Origin of the sequence: Variovorax sp. ZS18.2.2 (assembly GCF_024701975.1) — a bacterium.
Taxonomy (GTDB): Bacteria; Pseudomonadota; Gammaproteobacteria; order Burkholderiales; family Burkholderiaceae_C; genus Variovorax.
In genome coordinates this window covers 1,407,446-1,431,083 of the sequence record NZ_JANLNM010000001.1, presented here as the reverse complement: position 1 = coordinate 1,431,083, position 23,638 = coordinate 1,407,446, and the positions used below count along the sequence as shown (strand labels likewise).

At 67.4% G+C, this 23,638-nt stretch carries 14 protein-coding genes; 1 reads left to right on the top strand and 13 read right to left on the bottom strand.

Features of this window, described 5'->3' with window-relative positions; genetic code table 11:
• The first annotated feature begins 115 nt into the window (after nucleotides 1–115).
• Nucleotides 116–1,042 (top strand): LysR substrate-binding domain-containing protein, encoded by a 927-nt coding sequence (locus NU688_RS06755; protein WP_257859759.1) that lies wholly within the window; start codon nucleotides 116–118, stop codon nucleotides 1,040–1,042.
• Here the strand turns inward: NU688_RS06755 and NU688_RS06750 are convergent.
• From NU688_RS06750 to sctS, 13 genes are all read right to left on the bottom strand, one after another.
• Nucleotides 1,039–13,704: a hypothetical protein gene (locus tag NU688_RS06750; protein ID WP_257859758.1), complete on the bottom strand. Its 12,666-nt coding sequence runs from the start codon at nucleotides 13,702–13,704 to the stop codon at nucleotides 1,039–1,041. The two genes, NU688_RS06755 and NU688_RS06750, sit on opposite strands and share 4 nt — an antisense overlap.
• Before the next feature lie 37 nt (nucleotides 13,705–13,741).
• Nucleotides 13,742–14,773 (bottom strand): EscU/YscU/HrcU family type III secretion system export apparatus switch protein, encoded by a 1,032-nt coding sequence (locus NU688_RS06745; RefSeq protein WP_257859757.1) that lies wholly within the window; start codon nucleotides 14,771–14,773, stop codon nucleotides 13,742–13,744.
• A gap of 10 nt (nucleotides 14,774–14,783) precedes the next feature.
• Entirely contained in the window at nucleotides 14,784–15,563 is a 780-nt protein-coding gene (gene sctT / locus NU688_RS06740; RefSeq protein WP_257859756.1) for a type III secretion system export apparatus subunit SctT, read from the bottom strand.
• A gap of 13 nt (nucleotides 15,564–15,576) precedes the next feature.
• Nucleotides 15,577–16,062 (bottom strand): serine kinase, encoded by a 486-nt coding sequence (locus NU688_RS06735; RefSeq protein ID WP_257859755.1) that lies wholly within the window; start codon nucleotides 16,060–16,062, stop codon nucleotides 15,577–15,579.
• Nucleotides 16,059–17,420, bottom strand: coding sequence for a FliI/YscN family ATPase (locus NU688_RS06730; RefSeq protein ID WP_308340283.1), 1,362 nt, complete (start codon nucleotides 17,418–17,420; stop codon nucleotides 16,059–16,061). The genes NU688_RS06735 and NU688_RS06730 overlap by 4 nt, the downstream gene beginning before the upstream one ends.
• On the bottom strand, nucleotides 17,417–18,046 hold the full coding sequence (gene sctL, locus NU688_RS06725) for a type III secretion system stator protein SctL (protein WP_257859754.1): 630 nt from the start codon (nucleotides 18,044–18,046) through the stop codon (nucleotides 17,417–17,419). The genes NU688_RS06730 and sctL overlap by 4 nt, the downstream gene beginning before the upstream one ends.
• The gene (locus tag NU688_RS06720; RefSeq protein WP_257859753.1) at nucleotides 18,028–18,738 is read right to left on the bottom strand and encodes a SctK family type III secretion system sorting platform protein; all 711 of its coding nucleotides are present in this window, start codon (nucleotides 18,736–18,738) and stop codon (nucleotides 18,028–18,030) included. Before NU688_RS06720 ends, sctL begins: the two co-directional genes overlap by 19 nt.
• Before the next feature lie 28 nt (nucleotides 18,739–18,766).
• Nucleotides 18,767–19,543, bottom strand: coding sequence for a type III secretion system inner membrane ring lipoprotein SctJ (sctJ, locus tag NU688_RS06715; RefSeq protein ID WP_206179163.1), 777 nt, complete (start codon nucleotides 19,541–19,543; stop codon nucleotides 18,767–18,769).
• Complete coding sequence (locus NU688_RS06710; protein WP_257859752.1) at nucleotides 19,540–19,971, bottom strand: hypothetical protein; 432 nt, start codon at nucleotides 19,969–19,971, stop codon at nucleotides 19,540–19,542. Before NU688_RS06710 ends, sctJ begins: the two co-directional genes overlap by 4 nt.
• A gap of 69 nt (nucleotides 19,972–20,040) precedes the next feature.
• Entirely contained in the window at nucleotides 20,041–20,244 is a 204-nt protein-coding gene (locus NU688_RS06705) for a hypothetical protein (RefSeq protein WP_007834711.1), read from the bottom strand.
• A 141-nt stretch (nucleotides 20,245–20,385) separates the two neighbouring features.
• Nucleotides 20,386–21,573 (bottom strand): FHA domain-containing protein, encoded by a 1,188-nt coding sequence (locus NU688_RS06700; RefSeq protein ID WP_257859751.1) that lies wholly within the window; start codon nucleotides 21,571–21,573, stop codon nucleotides 20,386–20,388.
• A 4-nt stretch (nucleotides 21,574–21,577) separates the two neighbouring features.
• The gene (sctC, locus tag NU688_RS06695) at nucleotides 21,578–23,371 is read right to left on the bottom strand and encodes a type III secretion system outer membrane ring subunit SctC (RefSeq protein WP_257859750.1); all 1,794 of its coding nucleotides are present in this window, start codon (nucleotides 23,369–23,371) and stop codon (nucleotides 21,578–21,580) included.
• Nucleotides 23,368–23,634 carry a type III secretion system export apparatus subunit SctS gene (gene sctS, locus NU688_RS06690; RefSeq protein ID WP_257859749.1) on the bottom strand — a complete coding sequence of 89 codons (267 nt, stop codon included), beginning with the start codon at nucleotides 23,632–23,634 and terminating at the stop codon, nucleotides 23,368–23,370. The genes sctC and sctS overlap by 4 nt, the downstream gene beginning before the upstream one ends.
• Nucleotides 23,635–23,638 lie beyond the last annotated feature (4 nt).

The window sequence follows — 23,638 nt, the reverse complement described above, 5'->3', positions numbered from 1 at the left end:
CGCACATCGGAGTGCCCTGAAGTGCGGCGATTATGTGAAGCGACCCCTTGTGTTTGGAGTGACAATTGCGCCGCTTGCTATGACCAGTGCGCATAGCGGGCCACCTCCTTCACCCATGCGAATCCGTTCACCGTCGCTGCACGAGCTGCATGCCTTTGCCAGCACCGCGCGTCTGGGCAGCTTCTCGAAAGCGGCCGACGAGTTGTGCGTCACGCAAGGCGCCGTGAGCCGTGCGGTGGCGCGGCTCGAAGAAGAGTTGGGCGTGCGTCTGCTGGACCGCCACGGCCGGCTCAGCACGCTCACCGACGCGGGCCGCGCCTACCTCGACAACGTCGCGCCGGCACTGCAGCAGCTCGAAGCCGCTGCGGATGCCGCTGGCGCGCAGCACGGGCCGCACACGCTGCGCCTGTCGGTGCCGCCGACGCTGGCCACCAAGTGGCTCATTCCGCGGCTGCCCGACTTTCGCAAGCGCCACCCCGAGGTCGCCATTTCGTTCGCGCCCTATCGCCGCGACGATCCGCTGGACATGCCCGACATCGACGGCTGGATCCGCGTGCGCACCGGCGACACGGCATGGCATCCGGCGGGCATCCAGTCCGACTACCTCGTGGGCCGCGAGATCGTGCCGATCTGCCGGCCCGAAGACCTGCGCGGCCCGCATGCCCTGCACACGCCTGAAGACCTGTTGCAGCGGCCGCTGCTCTTTCACGCGAACTACCCCGACAACTGGCGCCTGTGGTTCGACACGCAGGGCCTGCGCGACACCAACCCGCGCCCCGCCGCCGACTTCGACCAGGTCGTGATGCTGGTGCAGGGCGTGATCTCGGGCCTCGGCCTCGCGGTGGTGCAGCGCTGCCTTATCGAAGACGAACTCGCCGCGGGCCGCATCGCGATCCCCATCGATCGCGCCGCGCTCACGCCGCGCGGCTACTACGTCTGCGCGCCGAAGGGGCGGCGCGAGACGCGGGGGATGCGGGTGTTCAGGGATTGGGTGCTGGCGCAGGCAGCTGCGCCAGACCCGTCCGTCACCACAGCAGACTAGGTGCTCGCGCCCGTGCCCCGGCCCGGGCCGTCCTTCCTCTGACCGAGCTTGCTCAGGTCGATGAGCCCTTCAGGCATCTGCCTGCTGCCGGATGCACCACCGGTCGCGCGGAAACGCACGGTCTCATCCGGGATGAAGCGGCCGAACTCGTCCATCCGGCGCCCGGAAATGATGGCTTCCAACGGAATGCTGTGCGTGCCATCGGCTGCGACCTGCGTGCTGTCGCGATCCACCGTGTAGAGGTGCAGCGGTTGCTCGCCCTCGCTCTCGATGGGTTTGGGCAGAGGCTGGATCGCCGCCCACTTGGCCTGTGCCACCGTGCCATGCAGCGCATCGGCCGGCGTGCCGGAGGGCTCGCCCAGCGTCAAACCGCCTGCACGGCTCACCTCATCGGGCGGGGGACCCAGCACGAACTGGACCTTGCCGGCATCGGGCGTGTCCGGTGCGGGGCGTTCCGCGGCGTTTTGCCGCCCGGCGCGGGACAGCGTGAGAGCTTCGAGCTCGTAATCCGTGCGCCAGTTCTCGTTGGAGATGCCATCGGGATCGTGCAACAGAACCGAACCGTCCGTACGGATCAGAAACTGTGAATCCGACGGATAGACGCCAGCGGAATTCAGATCTTCCGTGATGGTTCCGGCACTGCGCGCAGTGCGTTCGTTGAGAAGATCGGCGCCTTCGCCGATGGCAGTCCATGTCTCCGGATCGGAGTCCAGCGCCCTGCTCCCCTGCTCGTGCCGGGGCATGAGGAGCACCAGGCGGTTGCCAACGAGATAGGGCCCATCGACCTCGATCACGTTCTCGGCACCGACATGGTCAGCCAGCTTTCGCAATGCGCTCTTCTCCTCGTGCGCCGTGGCCATTTCGCGATCGATCAATGCGCCGTCCGGCAAGTCCTTGCGCAGGTTCGCGAGATCCACGAGGTCGCGAGACTCCTCTACCTCCGCCTCTGTACGGAAAATCTTGATCACCTTGTCGTCGCCGAATGGGTACACATCGGAGGCGAGACCTCTCCCCAGGAGCTCGGGGCCCATCATGCCGACCACCTCCGCGCCCTTCATCGGCCGGTGTGTGCCGTCAGCATCGACAACCATCAATCGATGCGCCGTCACGGGATCTCCATCGCCATCCCTCATCGTGACGGGTTGCGCGCGATCCCAGTCGATCCTGGGAGCTTGTGCCGCGCCCTCGACGACCCCGGAGGACGGGCGGCTCGCGCCGGCAGGAATCACCAGGCCCGATGCGGTAGTGGTCGTCTGCGGCGTGCCCAGCCACGAAGCCGAATCCGGGTCCTTGTCGACCAGCTTTTGGATATCCGCAGTCCACTTCTCCCGACCGGCCCCGCCGGGCAGGTACAACCCACGGTCGGTCTCGAAGATCAGCACGTAGCGATCAGCACCGCCCGTCACCGGCGAGCCCTGCTCCAGGCCCACGGCGATGGGGCCGCGCTGGTTCATCGACTCCTGGCCGAACAGGCTTCCAAAGTTGGGGTCGACGCCGGGATCCTTCGCGCGCAGTACCAGCGGCCCGCCACCGTGAACGCGCGCATAGAAGGCAAGGATGTCCTCGCCGCGCTGGGCACGTTCCGCCGCCGCCTGTTCGATGGTCAGCATCTTGCTGGCCTTGTTGGTGCCAGGCACCTTCTTGTTGTCGTCGTTGAGGTAGGTGGAGAACTGCCACACCTCGCCCTTGGCGAGAAGCTCCTCCCTGGACACCTTGCCCGCCGGGAAATTGCCGGAGGAATAGTACGAAGGCGCCAGCGTCTTCACGTACGTGTCATCGACCAGTGCCTCGCGGTGCAGCGCGACGATGCCCAGCGGCGAATCGGGCAATGGCGAGCCCTCGGCCGGATAGATGACGAAGGCCATGCGGCTTTCATCGTCGATGTCCTGCAGCCACTTGCGAGTCAGCCCCTCGATGCCTCCGCGCTGGAAATCGGGGCTGACCGCCAATTGCTCCGTCAATGTCGGCAGCACCTCGGCCGCGGTCCGATCGTCGAATGCCCGCAACTGGACGACCTGCTCCTCGATGCCCAGGACGTACGGCTGGATCAGGTCTTCGCCCACGCGTGCGCCCATGGCGCGCACGTCTGCGCCGAACGGAGACGCGACGCGCTCGGCCCGCCCGCCCGGTGCCAGCCAGAAGTTCTTCTGGCCTTCGACGTCTGCGTCGGTGTGCGGCCGTCCTGTGTTGGTATCGATCAGCGGCAGGTCGGGCAAGCCGGTCACGAACTTGCCGTCACCGAGCTGGATCTTCTCGCCCAGCGTGATGGTCCCCTCCATGGCGTGCACGCGCGAATTGCGTGCCCTGCTCAGATCGAGCGCCAATGAATCCGGCCTCACCGCCTGGGGATCGCGCTGCTTGCCCGCATCGCAGAGATAGAGCGTCACATCCTGGTTGTCGTCATAACCCTTGGCGCGCAAGTCGGCCAACAGCCGCTCGACACTCGGCGGATTCGCGCGCTCGGCCATGACGAGGATGGTGTCCGGCGGCACGGCAACCTCGATGTCGCGTGCCGATACCGTGCGCCCATCGACCGTGGTGGCGTTGCCGTCGAGATAGTTCAGGTCGGCGCGGCGATGGACCAGCGGCGGCGTCTGGCCGCCCTCGGGAGCCAGCCAGCGCGACGGGTCCGGGCTCGAGTCGATTCCGTCATTGATTTTCGTGCGATAGAACTCCGTGCCCGCGCCGTCCTCCGCGAAGCGGGATGCCGGTGTCTCGAAGATCGCGACGAAACGCTCCGGACGCCCGTTCGGGAAATCGGCGTCCCTGATCGGGGACCCACGCGTGCGAACCACGGCGATCGGACCTGTGCCTGACATCTTTTCCTGGCTGCCCAGGCTCGGGCCGTTGGGCTTCTCCGGCCCCACCATGACATTCTTTGCCGACAAGGCCTCTGGCGCGCCCGCATGCACATGTGCGTAGAAGGCGTCGATCTGCTCGCCTTTTGCCGCCTGCGCCTGCATGACGTCCGACATGATCTGCTTCTTGGCGGCCATGTTGACCGAGCCCGACGAGAAGCCGGCATCCGCCTTGCCGGTCCGCGATCCCAGCAGGTAGGTGGAGAACAGCCAGACGTCGCCGCGCGCGCGAAGCTCATCGCCGCTCGCCGTGCCCGCGGGCTTGCGGCCGCCGTATATCTCCGCGGGTTCCGTCTTGATGTAGCTGTCGCCGAGCAGCGGCCCCTTGTGGACGCTGATGATGCCCAGCGGCTCGCGTGGCCGCGCCGAGCCGGGCGCCGGATAGACGACGTAGGCGTAGCGGCTCGGTCCCTGCGCGACCGGATGTTCCGGCGTTGCCGGAACATCCTGCATCTCCTGCACCCACTTCTTTGACATGCCTTCGGGCCCGAGGTTGGTGTAGTCGGGGCTCACCGCCAGCGCCGGCCGAAGGTACTGCATCACATCGCGGGCGTGTTCCATGTCGAACTTCACCAGCTCGACCACTTGGTCCTCGATACCCAGGTGCAGCGGGTCGATCGACTTGTCTCCCACCGTTGCCCCCTGGTCGAGCACCTTCTGCGAGAACGGCGCCTGGGCCTCCTGAGTGCGCCCGCCTGGCTCGAGCCAGAAGCGCTGCTGCGCATTGAAATCAGCATCGGCAGTCACCGGGTGCGGCGTTTTCTGCGAGACGTCGGTCAGCGGCAGGTTCGGCCGCTGCACCGCTGGCGCGCCTTCCACCGTGTTCCTCGCGCCGAGCACGATGTCGCCGTCCACCGCATGCACGCGCGCACCGATCTTGTTGCTCAGCTCACGCGCCAGCGATTCCGGCACCGGTGCATTCGCCCGCGCCGGCGTTCCGCCTTCGCAGAGGTAGAGCACCACGTCCTTGCCTTCGGGATAGCCCTTGGCGCGCAGGTCCGCAGCGATGCGCTCGGCACTCGGCGGATTGCCGCGCTCGGCCATTACCAGGATGCTGTCGGGCGGCACGGCCAGCTCGATGTCGCGTACCGACACCGGTTGCCCCTTGACCATGGCTTCGCCTTCGAGGTAATTCAGGTCCGCCGGGCGCATCGGCGCCAGCAGGCTGCGCGACTCCGGCACCTTGTCGAAGGCCTCCTCGATCTTGCTGCGCCACTTCAGCGTGCCCTTGCCCTCGGCCCCATAGAGGCTCGCATCGGTCTCGTAGATGTAGATGTGGCGCGCCGGTTCGCCGTCCGGGAAGTCGGCGCTCTTGAACGGCGAGCTGTCCTCGTAGCCGACGGCAATCGGCCCGCGGCCGACCGTCTGCGACTCCTGGCTGAAGGAGCTCGCCACGTTGAACTTGTGGCCCTTGAGCAAGGTCGTGACGCCGTTCGAATCGGTGACGAACGGCGCGCCGCCGCTCACGCGCGAATAGAACGCCTCCACCGGCGCGCCCTTGGCTTCCTCTTGCCGCATCACGTCCTTCATGAACTGCATGCGCGCGGCCTTGTTGATCACGCCGCCCGGGTAGCGGTCCTTGTTGGCGCCCAGGTAGGTCGAGAACTGCCAGACCTCGCCGCGGGCCTGCAGCGCCTCCTTGCTCGTCTGTCCGGCCGGCTTGCTGCCGCGGTAGAGCTCCGGCGGCAGTGTGTTGCGGTAGCTGTCGCCGATCAGCGCTTCCTTGTGGACCGAGATCAGGCCGATGGGTGCATCGGAGGCTGGCGTCGAACCCGGCGCCGGATAGATCACGCGCGCATACCGCGTGCCGTTGGCGATCTCGCCAAGCCACTTGTTGGTCATTCCCTCTGCGCCGAGCGCGTTGTACTCGGGGCTCACGCCCAACTGCTTGGCCAGCAGCGGGAAGACCTCCTGCGCGTTCTCCGCGGTCATCGGACGCATGTCGACCACGCGGTCCTCGATGCCCAGGTGCAGCGGGTCGATGGCCTTGTTGCCCACCCTCGCGCCCTGGTCGAGCACCTTCTGCGAGAACGGCGCCTGGGCCTCCTGCGTGCGGCCACCCGGCTCGAGCCAGAAGCGCTGCTGCGCGTCGAAGTCCGCATCGGCGGTCACCGGATGCGGCGTCTTCTGCGAAACGTCGGTCAGCGGCAGGTTCGGCCGCTGCACCACCGGGGCGCCGTCGACCGTGGTCTTGGCACCGAGCACGATGTCGCCATCCACCGCATGCACCCGCGCGCCGATCTTGTTGCTCAGCTCACGCGCCAGCGATTCGGGTACCGGCACATTGGCCCGCGCCGGCGTTCCACCTTCGCAGAGGTAGAGCACCACGTCCTTGCCCTCGGGATGGCCGGCCGCGCGCAGATCGGCGGCAATGCGCTCGGCACTGGGCGGATTGCCACGCTCGGCCATCACCAGGATGCTGTCGGGCGGCACCGCCAACTCGATGTCGCGCACCGACACGGGGCGTCCGTTCACCGTCGCCTCGCCTTCGAGGTAGTTCAGGTCCGCTGGGCGCGGGGCGGCCGGGCGTGCCGCGATCGGCGTCGCCTCGTCGGGCTGTCCGGCCAGCAAGGGCCGCGAGCCGGGCTTGGCGCCGGGCTTGAGCCCCGCCAGCAGGTTCACGATGTCCTCGGCCACCGGCTGGCGCAGGAACTTCCCGTCGCCCACGGCAGGCTTCTTGCCGTTCATGTGCTTTTCGCGCAGGGCCGTGATAGCCGCACCGTCCTCGGTGCTGAGGTGCGTCTGAAGCTTGTCGAGGAAGGTATTGAGCTGTTCGGTGCCGCCCTTGGGAACCACCGGTGTCGCGCCGTTCAGGGAGCGATCGAGCAGCTTGGGGAACCACTTGGGAATCTCTACGGTGCGCGTGTCGTCCGGCGACACCCGGAAGTCCTGCGTCTGGCCCTTCTTGACCGACTTGGCGGACGAAGGCGCGTTCAGGCCGAGCTGCGCGCGGAACTCCACGCTGGTGCCGAGCACGCCCACGTCGAACAACGTCGGCAGCGCGGCCACCGCGGTGAGGCGCTTGGAAAGGTCGGCGTTGGGCCGCCCCCTGCCGCCCGTCATGGCATCGAGCAGGTTGCCCGTGCCCACCAGATGGTGCGGCGACGGCGCCGAGCGCTGCAGGCTGGGAGGCAAGGCGCCGTAGACGACCTTCTTGACGCCGTAGACGCCGCGCTGCACGGTGCGTTCGAGCCGGTTGTCGGCAAAGATGACCCAGACGTTGCTGGTCGACTCGTTGGGCACGCGGCGCTGCTTGCCCGTGAGGTCGGTGAAGGCCTCGGTGAGCGGCTTGCCCGGCACCGAGGTGCGGTGATGGTTGCCGCCGCGGTTGGGCACGAAGAACAACGCCTTCTTGGAATCGTCACTCACGTAGCCCTGCTTGATCAGCGCCTTGAAGCCGGCCGTGTCGGGCTCGGCGAGGAAGTTGCGCACGGCAACCGCCGCCGGGTCGCGCACGAAGCCGGGCAACCGGTCGGGCACCACGACCTGCACGCGGTACTTCGCATCGCCGAAGGTCTTCTTGAACTGCTCGAAGAAACGCGTGGGCACCACGTCGCCCGCACCGACCGCGTCGTTCAGCAGCATCTGCGAGCGCCGCTCGACCGAGGGCGTGACCGGCAAGGGGTTGCCCACCAGCTTCTTGACGATCGGCAGCAGCGGCGCGATGCGGAAGTCCTCGATCACGCGGTCGAACATCAGGCTGCTGGGCACCTTCACATGGCCGTCGGGCGAGCTGGAGGCCTTGCCGCCGAAGAAATCCTTCTCGCCCTCGGCCAGCTCGACCTTGTCACCCTTGAGCTTGACGCTGATCTCCATCTCCACCACGCGGCCCGAGCCATCGGCGGCCGGCCCGATGTCCTTGGCCGAGCGAATGTTGACGCCGTAGCCGGGCGTTCCTTTCTCGGTGAAGAGCTCGGTCTTGGCGGTTTTGATCAGGTCCTTTGCGAACACGGTGAAGATGGTGTCGCGCGACATCGGGCTCAGGCCCCACTGCAGCATGCTGGTGCGCCGGTACTCGTCGGGCCGCACGGCCACCGACAGCTCCCGGCCCATCGCGTCGCGGATCGGCACCGTGGAGCGGAAGCGGATGCTGTCCATCGCCCCGGTGGCGATGGCGCGCAGGTTGGAACGGGTGCCGATCCCGGTGCTCACCGACTGCAGGGTGGGCGACGCCAGCGGCGCGTACTCGCCCACGTTCAGGCGGCCGCGCACGGTGACGCCCAGGCGCATGTCGACACGCGCCGAACGCGCGGCTGCACGATCGGCCGCCACCGCGATAGGGTCGGGCCGGGTGCCGGAGCCGTACAGCGCCACCATCTCGGAGCCGCTCAGGTACGACATGCGCTGGTCGTAGCCGTCGTAGGCCGGCCGCGCGAGCGGGTCGCCAGGCAGGCGCTCCTTCACCGGCTTGGTGGCCGTCACCACGATCTCGGGCTGCTGCCCCTCGGTGCCCGGCTGGCGCGCGATCTCGATGTTGTCGAAGCCCGCGGCGCGCATCCGCACGTGGATGGCGGCGTCCTGCGCTTCCTCACGATCCTTTGTCTCCTGCGCCTCGTCGCCCTTGCGCCGCACGCCGCCGTCGTTGTCGCTTTCGCTCGAACTCTTGCCGGTGCCGGAGGTCTTGCCCCGGGTGTTGCCGGCGCCGCTCGCGGCCACACCCTCGGAGGCCGAGGCCACGGCCTTCTGGGTGTCGATCGCCACGCGGAACTCGACGTCCCCGCCCGGCGCCATCGCATCCGACGCGCGGGTCTGCACGTCCAGGCCCGTCGTCAGGTCATCCAGCTTGACGCCGCCCACCTTCAGCGTGGTGGCATCGCTTCCTGCAAGCCCTGGCAAATCGTTCACGGGCGCATCGATCTTCACCGGTGCCATGGCGATCGGCTCCACGTCCGGCGTGCCGCGCGGCACCGTGGGCGGCTGATGGTTGGCGGCATCGTTGGCTGCCTGCGCTTTAGCGCGGGCAGCCATCATCGGGTGCAGCGCGATGTTGTTGAGCGTGCCCGGCAAGGCCTGCAGCGAAGCGGCGATGAACTCGCCCTTGTTCATGCCCCGGCCCTCGTTCAGGTACGAGATGAGTTCGCCGGTGCCGATCGACCCCGCGCCATCGGTCACGAACTGGCCGGAGAAACCGGCGTACGACATCTTCTGCGTGCCTCCGGCTGCATTGGAGGCGGTGTTCGCGGCCGCGCTGGTTGTCGCGTTGCTGGCTGCGCTTGTCGTTGCATCGCTGGCTGCGTTCGTCGTCGCGTTGCTGGCTGCGTTCGTCGTCGCGTTGCTGGCCGCGTTCGTCGTCGCGCTGCTGGCCGCGTTCGTCGTCGCGCTGCTGGCCGCGTTCGTCGTCGCGCTGCTGGCTGCGTTCGTGGTCGCACTGCTGGCTGCGTTCGTGGTCGCACTGCTGGCCGCGTTCGTGGTCGCACTGCTGGCCGCGTTCGTGGTCCCGCTGCTGGCCGCGGCCGGTGCCACCTTCCACAGGGGGATCGCGCCCGAGACACCACCCGTGAGCGGTGCGCTCACCAGCCCTGCCGCCGAGCTGACGAAGGTCGCGCCGATGCGCTTGTTGCCCTCCTCCGTGCCCCACTTTCCATCGAGCCCGACGCGCCCGCTTTCCACTGCAACGCGGCCCACGCCATCGACCGCCTGCGAAGTGATGCCGGCACGCGCACCGACGGCCGCGCGACCGCCGATGTTCAGCACACCCTCGCTCTTGACGAAGGCCTGCTTGGCCAACAGCTTGGTGCTCACCGCGGCGCTGGTCTTGATGCCCGCACCCACGCCGGTGGCAGTGACGATGTTGCTGGCCGCGTCGATGGCCTCGTCCTTCAGCGTGAACTTGACGTCTTCCCAGCTTGCATTGCCCGTCACCGCCTTGGCCTCGAGCGTCCAGAGCGAGGTGTGGCCGTCGGCGTAGATGTCGCGCCCCTGCGCGGCGGCGACGACATCGCCCGTGGTGTCCCAGACTTCGCTCACCAGCATCGCCGCGCCGAAGCCCACCGCCACGTTGCCACCCGAGGCGATGGTGGCGGCAATGCCCGCGGCGGCAGTGACCGTCATGCGCACCGCCTCGTCGACCACGCTCCAGGTGCCGTCGGCGTCCTGCACCTTCTCTGCAAGCTCGGCCGACTTCACGTCGTAGGTGTCCATCAGGCCGTCTTCCTTGCTCGCGTACTCCGAGACGGAAATCTTCCCTGCGGCAAGGTCCTTGCGCAGCTGGTTCGACTTATCGAGCTGGTCCTTCGTGTAGTCCTTGGCATCGTCGGCGGAGTCGCCGAACATCGCGCCCCACGCATCGCGCACGAAGGTGTGCTTCTCGATGCCCTTGTTGATGCCGTCCAGGTCCTTCTGGATCTGCGCGCTGTCCTGGTCGCCCGTGCCGAGCAGCTTGCCCTTGACGTCGTAGCGCATGGTCTGCGCCGACTGCAGCTGCCGCCCCTGCTCGCTGGGAGAGAGCAGTGCATTGATCTGGTCGCTTCGGTATTCGGCCGCGCGCACGCTGCGCTGGTCCTGGTCGGTGCCCAGTGCATCGAGCTTGGCCTTGAGGTCGGGGTTGCGCTTGCCCCAATCCTCGATGTAGGCGTCGACCACCTTGGCCTTGTCCTGCAGCGGCTGCTCGGTCAGGTCCTTGATCTTCACCTTCAGCTTGGCGTCGGACTCGCTGTTGTCGCTCGCGTACTCCTCGTTGGCCTCCTTCATCTTCTCGGGGTCGGCCCGGTCGGCCGCCGACATGCCCTGCAGGTGCTGCGTGTACTTCTTGTCCGCGCCGATCTGCAGCTCCTTGACCTGGCCGTCGATCACGTTCTTCTGCAGCGCATCGAGCGTGGTCTGGTCCTCGTCCTTGCCTGGGCCCTTGAAGTTCTCGGAGAACAGCGTCGGGTTGGCCTTGACCCAGGCGTCCTTCTTCTGCTGCAGGCGGTCGAGGTCGCCCTGCGACAGGTGCGTGCCGGCCTTGGTGCTCGCGCTCAGCGCGTCGTCGTAGCGCAGGTCGCTGGCCACCGCGTCGTCGCTGGTCTTGTTGCGGGCCAGCCAGGCATTGCGTGCGGGGAGCTCCTCCGGCGTGAGGTACTCGTCGCCGTACTTGTCCGCGTCCTTCTGCTGGGAAACGAAGGCCTCCCAGGCCATGTCGTTCTCCTGCTTCAAGTCGGAGAAGATGCGCGTCGAGGGCACCTGGCCCTCGGCCTTCATCTTGTCGGCCGTCTTCTTGTCGACGGTCTGCCACATCCAGACGTCGTTCTTCCATTTCTGGAACTCGGTCTGCAGGTTGGTGTCGGCGTTGGCCTTGGCGGTGTCGTTGATCTGCTTGTCCAGGCCGGTCTTGGCCAGCGTCACGTCCTTGTTGGCCAGGTCCACCAGCCGGTCGACGTTGTCCAGCGCCGCGAGCTTGATGTCCAGCACGGTGGCCGCATCGGCTTTTTCCTGGCTGCCGGGGCGCGCGTACGAATGGTTCTGGTAGGCGATGGCGGCCTGCTTGTCGAGCACCACCTGCTGGTTCTTGGTGAGCGCGGCCGTGTATTGCGCACCGGCGATCGTCACCTCGCCCTTGGCGGCGTTCTGCTTCTCGACCAGCGCCTTGCGATCCGCGCGCAGGTCGGTCGTCGGCTCGCCCATGCGGTTGTAGAGGCGCATGTTCTTGTCGATGTCGGCGATCTGCGTGTCGTAGCTGGCGGCAAATTCGGCCTTGTTTTCCGCCTGCTTCTGCAGGTAAGCCAGCCCGCCGGTCTTTTCCACGGCCACCGGCTGCTTGGTCTTGGGGTCCATGTCGTGGACCGTGTACGTGGACTTCTCGTTGACGACCTGCCGGTTGATGTCGTCGTGCTGCCAGTCGTGCGACTCGATCACCACGCGGTCGGTGATGGGGTCGTACATCGTGCGCGACTCGACGTCGCCGTTGTCGGAGGTGGGCTTGGTCACCTCCACCGTGCCCTCGGGCAGCGCCGCCAGCACCTGCTCTTCGGTCAGGCCCATGCTCTTGGCCACTTCGGCCAGGGGCTTGTTGTCCTCGAAGATCGCCTTGCGCGCGGTCTCGCCCGGGCCGCTCCTCACGTCCGGCTTGCCTTCGAGCACGGTGCGGTGGCCGCTTGCCGTGGTGGCCACGGCCTGCACGGTGCCGTCGCTGGCCACGGTCCGCTCCAGTGTGCTGCCGTCCTTGTTGTAGGTCTTCACGGTGGTGGTCACGTCCGACACCACCAGTTCCTGCCCCGGCTTGAGCGGCTTGCCGTAGTCGACCGTGGGGTTCAGCGTGAACAGCTGCTCGGGTGTGCGGCCCACGGCCTTGGCGAAGTCCAGATAGCCCTCGCGCTCGCCCACGGGGCGCGTGATCTTCGCGCCGGTCAGCGAGGTCGTGGTGTCGACGCGCAGGCCGTTCTTGTCCACCACGCTCTCGGTGCGGGTGCCGGCCTGGGGGTCGATGGTGGTCGTGGTGGTCGTGCCGGCCTTCTCGTCCTTGGTCACGTGGCTGTAGCGTCCCTTGCCGTCCTCGGTCGCCTCGATGGTTTTCTTGCCGCCGGGCGCGGTGGGGTCGGCGATGCTGCCCTTCACCGTGACTGTCTTTTCCTTGACATCGTGCGTGTAGGAGAGCGAAGAGCCGCCCTTGGTCACGGTCGTGACCTGCTTGTCGCCGTCGGGCTTGCCCGACACGATCCCGATGCCCGAGGCGCTGGCCTCCGAGATCACCTTGTCCTGCCCGATGTTCCGGTCCTTGGCGATCTGCTCGACGCTCTTGCCGTCCGCAATGGCCGAGAGCGTCTTGGTCACCTCCGGCGTCACCGCCGTGGGCTTGGGCAGGAACGTGCTGCTGAGCAGCGGGGGCTGCCCCGTGCCGAAGGACGATGCGGTCAACGTCGAGGGAAAGGTCGTCGGTGCCAGCAGCGTGTTGTTGCTCTGCCCCGCGGGCGTCAGGGGGGCGAGCAGCAGGCCGTTGCTGCTCGTTGGAAATTGCGGGCGCGACTGCACCTGCAGCAGCTGCAACAGCGGCGAGTGCAGCGGATCGGTGGAGATCGGCGTCGTCGCCTGCACCGTGGGAAACGGCTGCGTCACGGTCTGGCTCGGCGGCGGACTGCCGTAGAACTCGGTCTGCGCGTCGGCGCCGACAGCGTCGGTGAATTTCGTGTTCGCGGCATTGGCCTCGTTCCGCAGCTTCGTGGCCGTGCCCTGCGCATTCGAGAGGTCGGTGCGCTCCTTGTCGGTGATGACGGCCTGCGGCTTGCTCGCGGGCGGCGTCAGCTCGACGACCTTCGCCTCGGCGTCCCGCGCCTTGCTCTCCTTCTCCTGCGAGTCGAGATAGAGCTTGGAGAGGTCGTCGGTCGTCTTCGCGTCGTTGCGGCTGGTCTGCGCGTCCTGCACCTTCTGGTCGGTTTCCGGGGACGCCTTGGCCTCGGGGCTCTTCTGCTGCTCCTTCTTCTGGTCGACCTGGGCGTTGATCAGGTTGACGTCCTTGTCCTTCAGGTTGGCATCGGCGCTCGCGCTCTTCGCGCGCGCGTCCTCGAGCTTGGCGTCCTGCTGGGCCTTCTTGGCCTTGTTGATGTCGGCAAGGTCCTTGGTCTTCTGGGCCTGCGTCTCCGCGGCCGTGGCCTGGTCCTTGACCTTCTGGGCCTGCTTCTGCGCATCGATGGCGCGCTGGCGCGCTGCGTCGGCCTCGCGTTGCGCCTGGCGCAGTTTTTCCAGCAATGCATCGAGCTGGCGCTGCAGTTCCCGTGCGCGCGCGGCGGCATCCGACTCGGGCGAGCTCGCAGGCTGCTGCGGCTGGTTCACGGGGTTGGGAAGGTTCACCGGCACGCGTACGGTGCCGCCTCCATCTGCAATCATGACCATGGGGTGTTCCTTTCGATCACAGGTTCTTCAAGATTCATCATTCATTGCCCTGCGCCCAGCGCAGCAGCTTGGCCACGGGCGCATACAGCGCGCGCGGGATCGGCTGGTCCTGCGGCACCTCTTCGTAGATGCGCTCGGCCAGGGAGGGCTCGAATTCGGTCGGGATCAGCCCTTCGCTCGCGAAGCGCCGGATCTGCGCGGCGACCTCGCCCTCGCCGCGCGCAATGACGCGCGGCAGGTCGGTTTCGCCCAGGTACTGCAGGGCGATGGCGATGCGCGGCGAATGGATCACCGCCGACGACGCGCGCACCCGGTCGCTCAGGCTCGCGTACACCGCCTCGAAGTAGGCCGAGCGGCGCCGCGAGCGGTTGATGGGGTCGCCCTCCATCTCCTTGTATTCCTGGCGGATCTCCTCGATGGACATCCGCTGCTGCTTCATGAACTCGTGGTGCTCGTGCACGTAGTCGACCGCGGCCATCACCGCGTAGATCACCACCGCCCAGCCGAAGGCGACCAGCACCATGTGGGCGGCGGCCGTCATGATTCCCTCGGGCCGCGCATAGCCCAGCTTGAGCGCGGTGTCGACGAAGCCGCGCACCACCACGAACATCAGCAAGGCCAGCAACGCGGTCTTGGTGCACATCTTCAAGAGGTTGATGAGGCTGCGCGTGGAGAAGATGCGGGTCAGGCCCTCGGCCGGGTTCAGCCGGTTCACGTCGGGCTTCAGCCGCTCCCAGGCCGCCACGCCGCCGACCTGGAACAGCGAGCCGACGATGCCCGCCGCGGCGGTGATCGCCATGATCGGCAGCGTCCCCCACACCAGCGTCTCGCCGGTGTGCAGCAGCAGCTCGGCGAAGCGGTCCTCGGGCGCAGTCAGCAAGGTGGTGCTGGTTGCGTGCAGCCACAGTTCGCGCAGCAGGCTGTAGATGAGGTGGCCGCCCAGCCACAGCGACAGCACGACCACCACGAACACCACCGTGGAAGCCAGGTCGGTGCTGAACACCACCTCGCCGCGCTTGCGTGCATCGCGCAAGCGCTTGGCGGTGGGGGCCTGGTCTTTTTCTGCCATGGCGGGCCCGCTAGAGCGTGGACCTCAGGAAATCGAGCACGCCGTTCTCGGGCCGCAGGAATTCCTGCAGCGACTCGTACACGAAGAACAGGAACAGCAGCATCATCAAATGCGCGAGCAGGCTCTTGAGCGGCTGCGCGAAGACGAACACGTTGAGTTGCGGCGCCACCCGGCCCACCAGGCCCACGCCCAGCTCCACCAGCAGCAGCACCACGATGACCGGCGAGGCCAGCTTCACGATCCACAGGAACAGCGTGTCGCCCTGGCGCACCGCGAACTGCTCCAGCACCAGGCCCAGGTTGGGAAAGAAGGAGCCGACAGGCCAGATGCGGTAGGAGTCGACGATCACGCCCAGCATCGCGAGCAGCCCGCCCGCCGACACGAACAGCGTGATGACCATCCAGCCCAGGAACTCGCTGGTCGCGCCGTTCTCGTGACCGGCCACCGGGTCGAAGAACGAGGCGTTGCTGGACCCCGTCTGAAAGTCGATCAGGTCGCCCACGCTCTGGATGGCCCAGATGAAGATGCCGAAGCCCAGGCCCAGCATCACGCCGATCAGCGCCTCCTTGCCCGCGATGAGCACCCAGGTGGTCATCGAGGCGGCCGGCACCTCGCCTGCGACCGGTGACATGAAGATCGCGAGCATCAGCAGGATGCCGTTGCGCACCGTGCCGGTGATCATGCCGCCCGAGAGAAAAGGCACGACCGCGAAGATCGCGAACAGCCGCGGCAGCGTGAGCACCACGCTCGCGAAGAACTGCTCCATGTTGCCGAGTTCGAAGCTTTCCATGGCTGCTGCGTTCCTAGGCGGGCCGTCGCATGGCCCAGGCCTGTGCGGTGCTCTCTTCGTTGGTGTCTTCCAGACGCTGCTCCTGCAGGTGCAGGTGCTCCGAACGGGCGCGCTGCTGCATCTGCTGGGCTTTTTCCAGCTCGCCATGCGCTGCGCGCAATTGCCGGCGGCTTTCTTCCAGAACCTGCTCGCGTTCGGAGTGCGCCCGCGCGGCCTGTGCGGTGACCTGGCCGGCCTCGGCAATCTGCGCATCGAGCGCGCCGCTCCATGCGCCTGCGCTGCGGAACTCCGCCACGCTGACCTGGCCGCCCGACATTGCGCCGCGTGTCGCTTCCCAGTGCAGCAGCTTGTTCTGCACCTGCTGCTGCTGCGCGGCCTCGGCCTGACGCAACTGCGCCTGGCTTTCTTCGGCGGCGGCACGATCACGCGCGACCACGCCCATCGCGGCGGTTTTCTGGCGCTCGCGCACGTCGGCAAGGAGCTTCCAGTCGACGCTCATTTCGCGCGCTCCGTGCGGGGTGCCTGGCGCAGCAGCGCGGCAATGGACTGCTCGAACGGCTGGCTGGTCTTCGGCGGCTGCGAAAGAAAGTCCAGCATCGCGGGCCGCGCCTGGATCGCCTCGTCGGCCAGCGCATCACTGCCGGGCCGGTACTCGCCGATCTGCACCAGCAGTTCCATCTCCTGGTACTTGGCCAGCAGGCTGCGGAAATGCGCCGCCGCCGCGCCGTGCTCGCGCGTGGTCACCAGCGGCATCACGCGGCTGATGCTCGCCAGCACGTCGATGGCCGGATAGCGGTTGGCCGCCGCGATCTTGCGCGACAGCACGATGTGACCGTCGAGGATCGAGCGCACCTCTTCGGCGATGGGGTCGTTCTCTTCGTCGCCCTCGGTCAGCACCGAATACACGGCAGTGATCGAGCCGGTCTTGCCCTGCCCCGCGCGCTCCAGCAGTTGCGGCAGCATCGAGAAGATCGAGGGTGGATAGCTGCGCCGCGTCGGCGGCTCGCCGCTTGCGAGGCCGATCTCGCGCTGCGCGCGTGCAAAGCGCGTGAGCGAATCGACCAACAGCAGCACCTTCTTGCCCTGGTCGCGAAAGTGTTCGGCGATGGTGGTCGCCACATAGGCCGACTTGATGCGCTCCATCGGCGGCCGGTCGGAGGTGGAGACCACCATCACAGTCTTGGCCAGGCCTTCGGGGCCGAGGTTGTGCTCGATGAATTCCTTCACCTCGCGCCCACGTTCGCCGATGAGCGCGATCACGTTCACCTCGGCGGTCGAGCCGCGCGCGAGCATGCCGAGCAAGGTGCTCTTGCCCACGCCGGGCGGCGCGAACACGCCGATGCGCTGGCCTTCGCCGACGGTGAGCAACGCATCCACCGCGCGGATGCCGGTGGCCATCGGCGCATCGATCATGCGGCGCGCGAGCGGGCTCACCGGCTCGCGGTGCACCGGCAGCCGCGTGTGGGTGGCAAGCGGGCCGAGGTCATCGATGGGCTGGCCCAGCGCATCGAGCACGCGGCCCAGCAAGCCCGCACCCACGGGACAGACATGGCCGCGCCCGGTCGGTACCACCTCGGTCAGCGCCGAGATGCCGGTGATCGGGCCGAGCGGCGTGAGGATGGCGGTGTTGTTGCGAAAGCCCACCACCTCGGCCAGGAGCGGCGGCTCGCCCGGCGTGACCAGCTCGCAGAGCTCACCCACGTGGGCCTGGATGCCGGTGGCGTCGATCAGCATGCCGACGGCCTTGCTCACCCGACCGCGCATGGCCACGGGCATCACGCGACCGAAGACCTGCTCCAGGTCGGCGACGATGCCGAGCGCTGCGTCGGAGGTGATCTGTTGCTGCGGCGCGCTCATCGTTTGGCCTCCGCACCATCGCCGCGCTCGACCGCGCGCCGGAAGGCTTCGAGCTGCGCATCGACGCCCAGCTCCAGCGTGCCCGATGCCGTCTGCACCACGCACGCGCCGATGGCGAGTGCCGGGTCGGCCACGACGCTCACCGTCATGTGCCATTGGGCTTCGTCCCGCAGCCGGGCCAGCACCTCGCGCATCGAGGCCTCCTGCGCAGGCGCCACGCGCACGCTGATGAAGGGTTCGCTGCGGATCAGCGTGTCCACGCGCATCAGCGCGGCTTCGAACAGGGCCTCAGGCCGCGCGTCGGCGATGAACTTGCCCACGGCCTTGACCACGATCTGCGCCATCGCGCTGCGCAGCGAATGCAGCTGCCGCTCGGCTGCCATGCTCTCGGACACCAGCTGGCGCGCGTATTCGGCTCTCGCGCGCTTGAGCCCTTCTTCGTAGCCCTGCTGGCGGCTCGCCTCGGCGTCGTGCAGCGCCTGCTGGGTGATGCGGCGCGCTTCCTGGCGTGCGGTGTCCACCACGGCCGATGCATCGAGCAGCGCCGCGTATTCGTTTTCCTTCAACACCTTGCGCTCGCTCAGGAGCTGCAGGTTGTCGGTGGTGATCAGAAAAGCCAGTCCCATTGCGGCAGTCTTTCGGGAACGATGCACGAGAGCATCAGTTCGTTGAGTTGCAAGGCCTGGCGCGGCTCGAAGACCGGCACGCTCAAGGCGGAGATGCGGCGCGGCAGCTTGTGCTTCAGGCGCTGGAGCACAAGCTCCCCTTCGGATGCGGCCGCGCCCAGCAGCAGGCGGTAGCCGCGGTCGAGCACCACGCGGCCGGTGGCGATGGGCCGCTGCTGCACCACGGCGCTGTCCATGCGAAGTTCGGTGAGCTGGGGCACGCGGTCGAGCACGAAGTCAACCGCGTCACTGTCGAAGCGGCGTGCCTGGCGACGGATCTGCAGGCCCGCGCCGCCGCGCACCTTGAAGAGCGGCAGGTGCGCGCAGAAGCCGAGGTAAGCGGCCAAGCGGCGCAGCGACGCCGCATCGAGCAGCGCGAGGCGCTTCAGGCGCGAATCGAAGTTGTAGTCGGCCGCGGCCTGGGGCTGCACCGAACCCTTCGCCTGCTCCCGCCGCAGCAGCACAGCCAGCACCGCGCGGCCGGCCGGTCCCATGCGCGCCACCGAGCGATGCCGCACCGGCCAGTTCGCCGGCAGCCAGCTCGGATGCAGGTCGGCCTCAGGGTGCAGGTTGAAGCGCATCACCAGGCGCACCAGGTCCATCGGGCCGGGCATGGCCGCGGGGGGGATGGGTGCGGTGGCCGGCGCTTGCATGGGTGCGTTCTGATTGCGTTCGGGTCGGTCAACGCTTCAGGACCTGGCGACGCATCCAGGTGCGCCAGTCCTGGCCTTGTCGGCGCAACAGGGTCGGCAGCGCCATGAGGCAGATGGCAGCCAGCAGCAGCAGGCCCAGCAGCACCATGGCGGTCTGCGTGGAGAAGAGGCCAAGCACCATCGGCTCGCCGACGGGCGCACCCGTGGAGGTGGTGCGCGCGATGCGGCGCGCCTCGAACAGTGACAGCGATACCTGGTCGTGCGTGAGCCCTTCGATGCTGTGCGCCACCATGTCCTTCACCGCCGGCGCCAGGAGGCGCAGGTCGACATCAGGCCGGTGCTTGATGAACACCGCCGCGGACGAGGGCCGGATCTTCTCGCTCAGCGGATCGTTGGCCGGAATGACCACGTGCACCCGCGCGTCCACCACGCCGTCGATGCTGCGCAGCGTCTGCGAGAGCTCCTGCGACATCGCGTAGATGTAGCGCATGCGCTCCTCGGAAGGCGTGGACACCAGGCCCTGCTTCTGGAACACCTCGCCCATGCTCACGTAGCGCTCGGCCGGCAGGCCCTGCACGCGCAGCACGTCGAGCGCCTGGCTCAGGCGGTCTTCCTCGACCTCGACCTGCCAGTTGGCGCCTTCGAGCTTGGTCTTGGTCGCGCCGATGCCTTCGCCCGACAGCGCCGCGACGATCTCGTTGGCCTCCTGTTCCTTGAGGTTGGAATAGAGCGCGACCTTGCAGCCCGCCAGGGCCAGCAACAGCACAAGCGCGGCAAGCCAGCGCAGGCTTGAGGGCAGCTTCATTGCTGGTTCTTCAGCAGGCTGCCGAACAGGCTGGTCGCGGCGCTGGCCAGCCCGGTGGAAATATGCATTCGCGCGAACATCATGTTCGCTTCCATGGCGTGATCGGTCATCACGAACATGGTCTTGATGGGGTCGGCGAAATCGATGGACTCCAGCATGCTCTTGCGCATGTCTTCCATGGAACGCACGTTGCCCGACAACTGCGCGGCGAGCGACTTGGCCGCATCGCCGATCGCGCTCGGCGCGCTCGTGCCGGCCGGTACCTGCGTGCCCTGCATCATGTTGGCGAACATGCGCGTCTCGCCCGGTTCGAAGTGCGAGGGGCGCACCGTCGTCTGCTGCGCCTGGGTGGCGTTGGCAGATGCCGCGGATGCCGAAACTTCGGGTGGCGGCGCACTGAGCGCGGCGGAGGCAATGGGGTCGGTCATGGTTCACTCTCCTCGCAAAGAAAAAAAGGGCCGCGCGAAGCCCGTCGGCTTCGCGCATGCCTCTCAGCGTCAGTTCTGCTTGGCGGACTGGCGGATGTCGTTGCCGGTGGACTTCGCCACTTCGGTGCCGGCGGCGTTGGCGCCGTTGACCGTCTGGGCCGTTGCGGCTGCGCCGGAAATGGTCGCGCCCGCAGCCATGCTGACGCTCATCAGGCGAGCCTGGTCGGCCGCGGCTTGCTGCATTTGCTGGATCGAGGTGTCGACTGCGCTCATGGTGAAACTCCTGTTGAAAGTTGAGGTCTGTTCAATTGCGGATAGAAGCGCTCCGCCCTTCGGCGAAGCCATTCCATGCGGCGCACCACGGTGCTGCTGCGCATGAAATCGGGGAACGCGAAGCGATGAAAAACATCTCCATCACCTCGCGGGTTTCTTGTTGGGGATGCCGCCACTCAGCACCAACCCGTCGGCATCGATGCTCTTCAGTTCTGCGCCCGAGCGCAACACCGAGCCTTCGTAGTAGCGGTTGCCGTTGGCCAGCTGGATGTGACGCAAACCGTTGCTGTCTTCAGTGATGCTCACCATGCGCGCGGGCAGCACGCTCTGCCAGTTTTCCCACTGGGCGCGCACATCGTCGTCCTTGTTCTCGGTCTTGGGTTTCTCGCGGTACTGCACCTTGTCGGAGACCAGCACCGAGGGGTGCAGGTCTTCGCTCAGGCGCCGGATCTTCTGCCGCACGGCGGCGTCTTCCACCGTGCCGGTGAGCACCAGCCGGCCCTGCCCCGCGTAGGTGACGGCCACGCCCGGGTCGTCGACATAGCGGCGCGCCTGCTCGACCATGTCTTCGGCCGAATGCACGTTGACGCTGACCTTGCTGCCGAAGCGCGCCATCGCGTCTTCGAGCGTGCGGCGGCGCTGCTTCGATTCCACATAGCCCTTCACACCGAACTGCCCGCCGGGCGCCGCGATGACCTCGACCTCGGGAAATGGCACGAGCGCCTTTTCCACCTCGGCCAGGTTCACGCTGTTGCCGTTCGGCCCGCCATTGCGATCGCCGCCCAGCGACATCGCGGCAAAGCCGAGCACGGCCAGGATCGCGACCACGCCGCCCACCCACAGGCCCAGCCGCTGCGTGCGCGACCGCGGCTCGCCCACCAGTGCGCTTTCGTCGGGCACCGCGCCGTGCGCCGGCGCAAACATGCGGTCTTCCTGCGCATGCGTGGGATAGGTGCGGTCGAGCTGGAAGTCGATCTGCCCCACGCTCACGATGTCGCCGGCCACCACGCTCTTGCGCGGCTGCTGGATCTCCTCGCCATTGAGGCGTGCCGACGCGGTGCCCAGGCGCTGCATCGACACCACGAGTTCGCCCACGGTGAAGGCCAGGTGCCGCGGCAGCACATCGCCGCCGGGCAGCATCACCTCGCACTCGCCGCCCGAGCCGAGCACGTTGATGCCGGGCTTGAGCACGATGGTGCGGCCCTTCACCGCGCCGCTCAGGAAGCGCAGGCACCAGCCGGCGGCCTGCGCCTGCATGCCTTGCGGCGCGGGGGCTTCTGCGGACGTTTCTGCGGCCGGCTCGTCGTCGAACGGAATGTCGCCATTCATCGGTTCAACCTCCGGGCTCGGGCAACGGCAGCGTCGGCACCGAGGCCGTCGAGCCGGGCGTGACCAGGCGCGGCGTCAACAGGTAGAAGCGCTCCATGTTGTTCTGCTTCTTGTCGGTGTAGCGAAAGAGCCCGCCCACGCCGGGAATGTCTTTCAGAAGCGGCACGCCGGTGATGGCATTGCTCTTCTCCTCCGACGAGTAGCCCGCGATCAAGAGGCTCGCGCCCTCGTCCACCAGCGCCTGCGTGTTGACGGTGCGGCGCCGCACGATCGGGATCCTGTCGACCGACTGCGGGCTCAGGTCGCCGTCGACGATGTCGATGGACATCATCACGCCGCGGCCGGTCTTCTCGTCGATGATCAGCGGCGTCACGCGCACGGCGGTGCCGGCGGTGATGCTGAAGAGGCCCGCGTCCTGGAAGCCGTCCACGCGCACGTAGAACTCGCTCAGGTTCTCCAGCACGGCCTCGGTGTTGTCCAGCGTCATCACCTTGGGGCGCGCCACGAAGTTGGCGTTGCCGTTGCTGGCCAGCGCCGTCACGCGGGCCAAGAGGTAGTTGCGTGCGCTGTTGCCGATGGCCGCGGTGAACATGCCGCCCAGCGGCGTGAGCGGATTGCCCGTGGTGTCGACGCTGCCGATCTGCCCCGCCTCGCTGCCCGTGCCGCCCCAGGTGAGCGGCCCGCGGTCGCCGCGGCCGGTCTGGAAGTCGGCATGGCGGCCGTGCAGGCGCCAGTCCACGCCCAGGCTGGAGAGGTTGTCGGAGCTGATGTCCATGATGGTCACCTCGATCTCGACCAGCCGCGGGCGGGTGTCCATCGATTCGATCAGCTTGGCGTACTGCGCCATCTTGTCGGGCATGTCGCGCACCAGCACCGCGTTCATGCGGGTGTCGGCCTGGAACTGCGGCAGCTCGTTGCCCACGATGCTCGACATGCCGCCCAGCGTGGTGCTGTCTGCCGCCTGTCCCGCGCCCGCGATGTCGATCTTGGGCGCGTTGATGGTCTCGCCGCTGCGCAGCTTGATCTGCCGGTTCGGCCCCACCGACAGCGTGCCGTTGGTGCCGCGCCCGCCCGAGCCGCCGCCCGAGGATTGATTGCCGGTGCTGCGTCCATAAAGACTGCGCAACACGTTGGCCACGCCCGGAATCACCGTCTCCTTGCCGGAGCGGTTGATGCGGAAGTCCGAAGCCCAGGCGTACTTGAGCGGAAAGAGACGGATCTCCGCGCCCTCGGCCATCGCGGTCTTCTGGTCCGCGAGCTTCACGGCCTGGCGCACCATTTCCACGTAGCGGCGCGGGCCGGTCACGTACACGCTGGCGTCGCGCTCGCTGATGCTCAACGGATAGCGCTCGTCGGAGATGCGAAGCCGCACCAGCGTCTCGGCGATGCGCCCGGCGTTCTCGGCCGCAATGGGCAGCACCTCGCTCTTGGCATCGGCCGCAAGGTCGACGAAGAGGAATGCGCCGTCGTAATACCAGGTGAGCCCGTTGACCGAGCAGACGCTGTTCAAGATGTTCTTGGCCGGCCCGTCGAACTTGCCGCTGATCACGCCGTTGACCTTCGGGTCGATCACCGCCGTGATGCCCTGCGACGAGGCCAGCTCGCGCAGAAAGTCGTTCAGCGGTTTCTCGTTGGCAATGATCTGGAAGGGCTTGTTCTGCCAGCGGAACTCCGCCGCCATGCTGTGCTGCACGACCAGCAGCATGAGCATCGCGCAGCCCAGCAGCATGAAGGCCTGCCGGCGAACGAAGAGAAGGCGTGCGGCGACGGTCGTCTTCATCATCATCGCGGTGGTCACGACAGCGTGGTGAGCGAGAGGAACGCGCGCTCGGCGAAACGCATCACGTCGCGCCCCAGCCAGCCGGCCGTGACGATGATCGCCACCATCACCGCGATGAGGCGTATCGACTGGCCGATGCTCTGGTCCTGCACCTGCGTCACCGCCTGCAGCACCGCCACGACGAGCGACGACAGCGTTGCCACCACCACCACCGGCAACGAGATCCACAGCACGAGCATGAGGCCCTCGCGCGTGATGTCCAGGATGTTCTGCGGTGTCATGGCG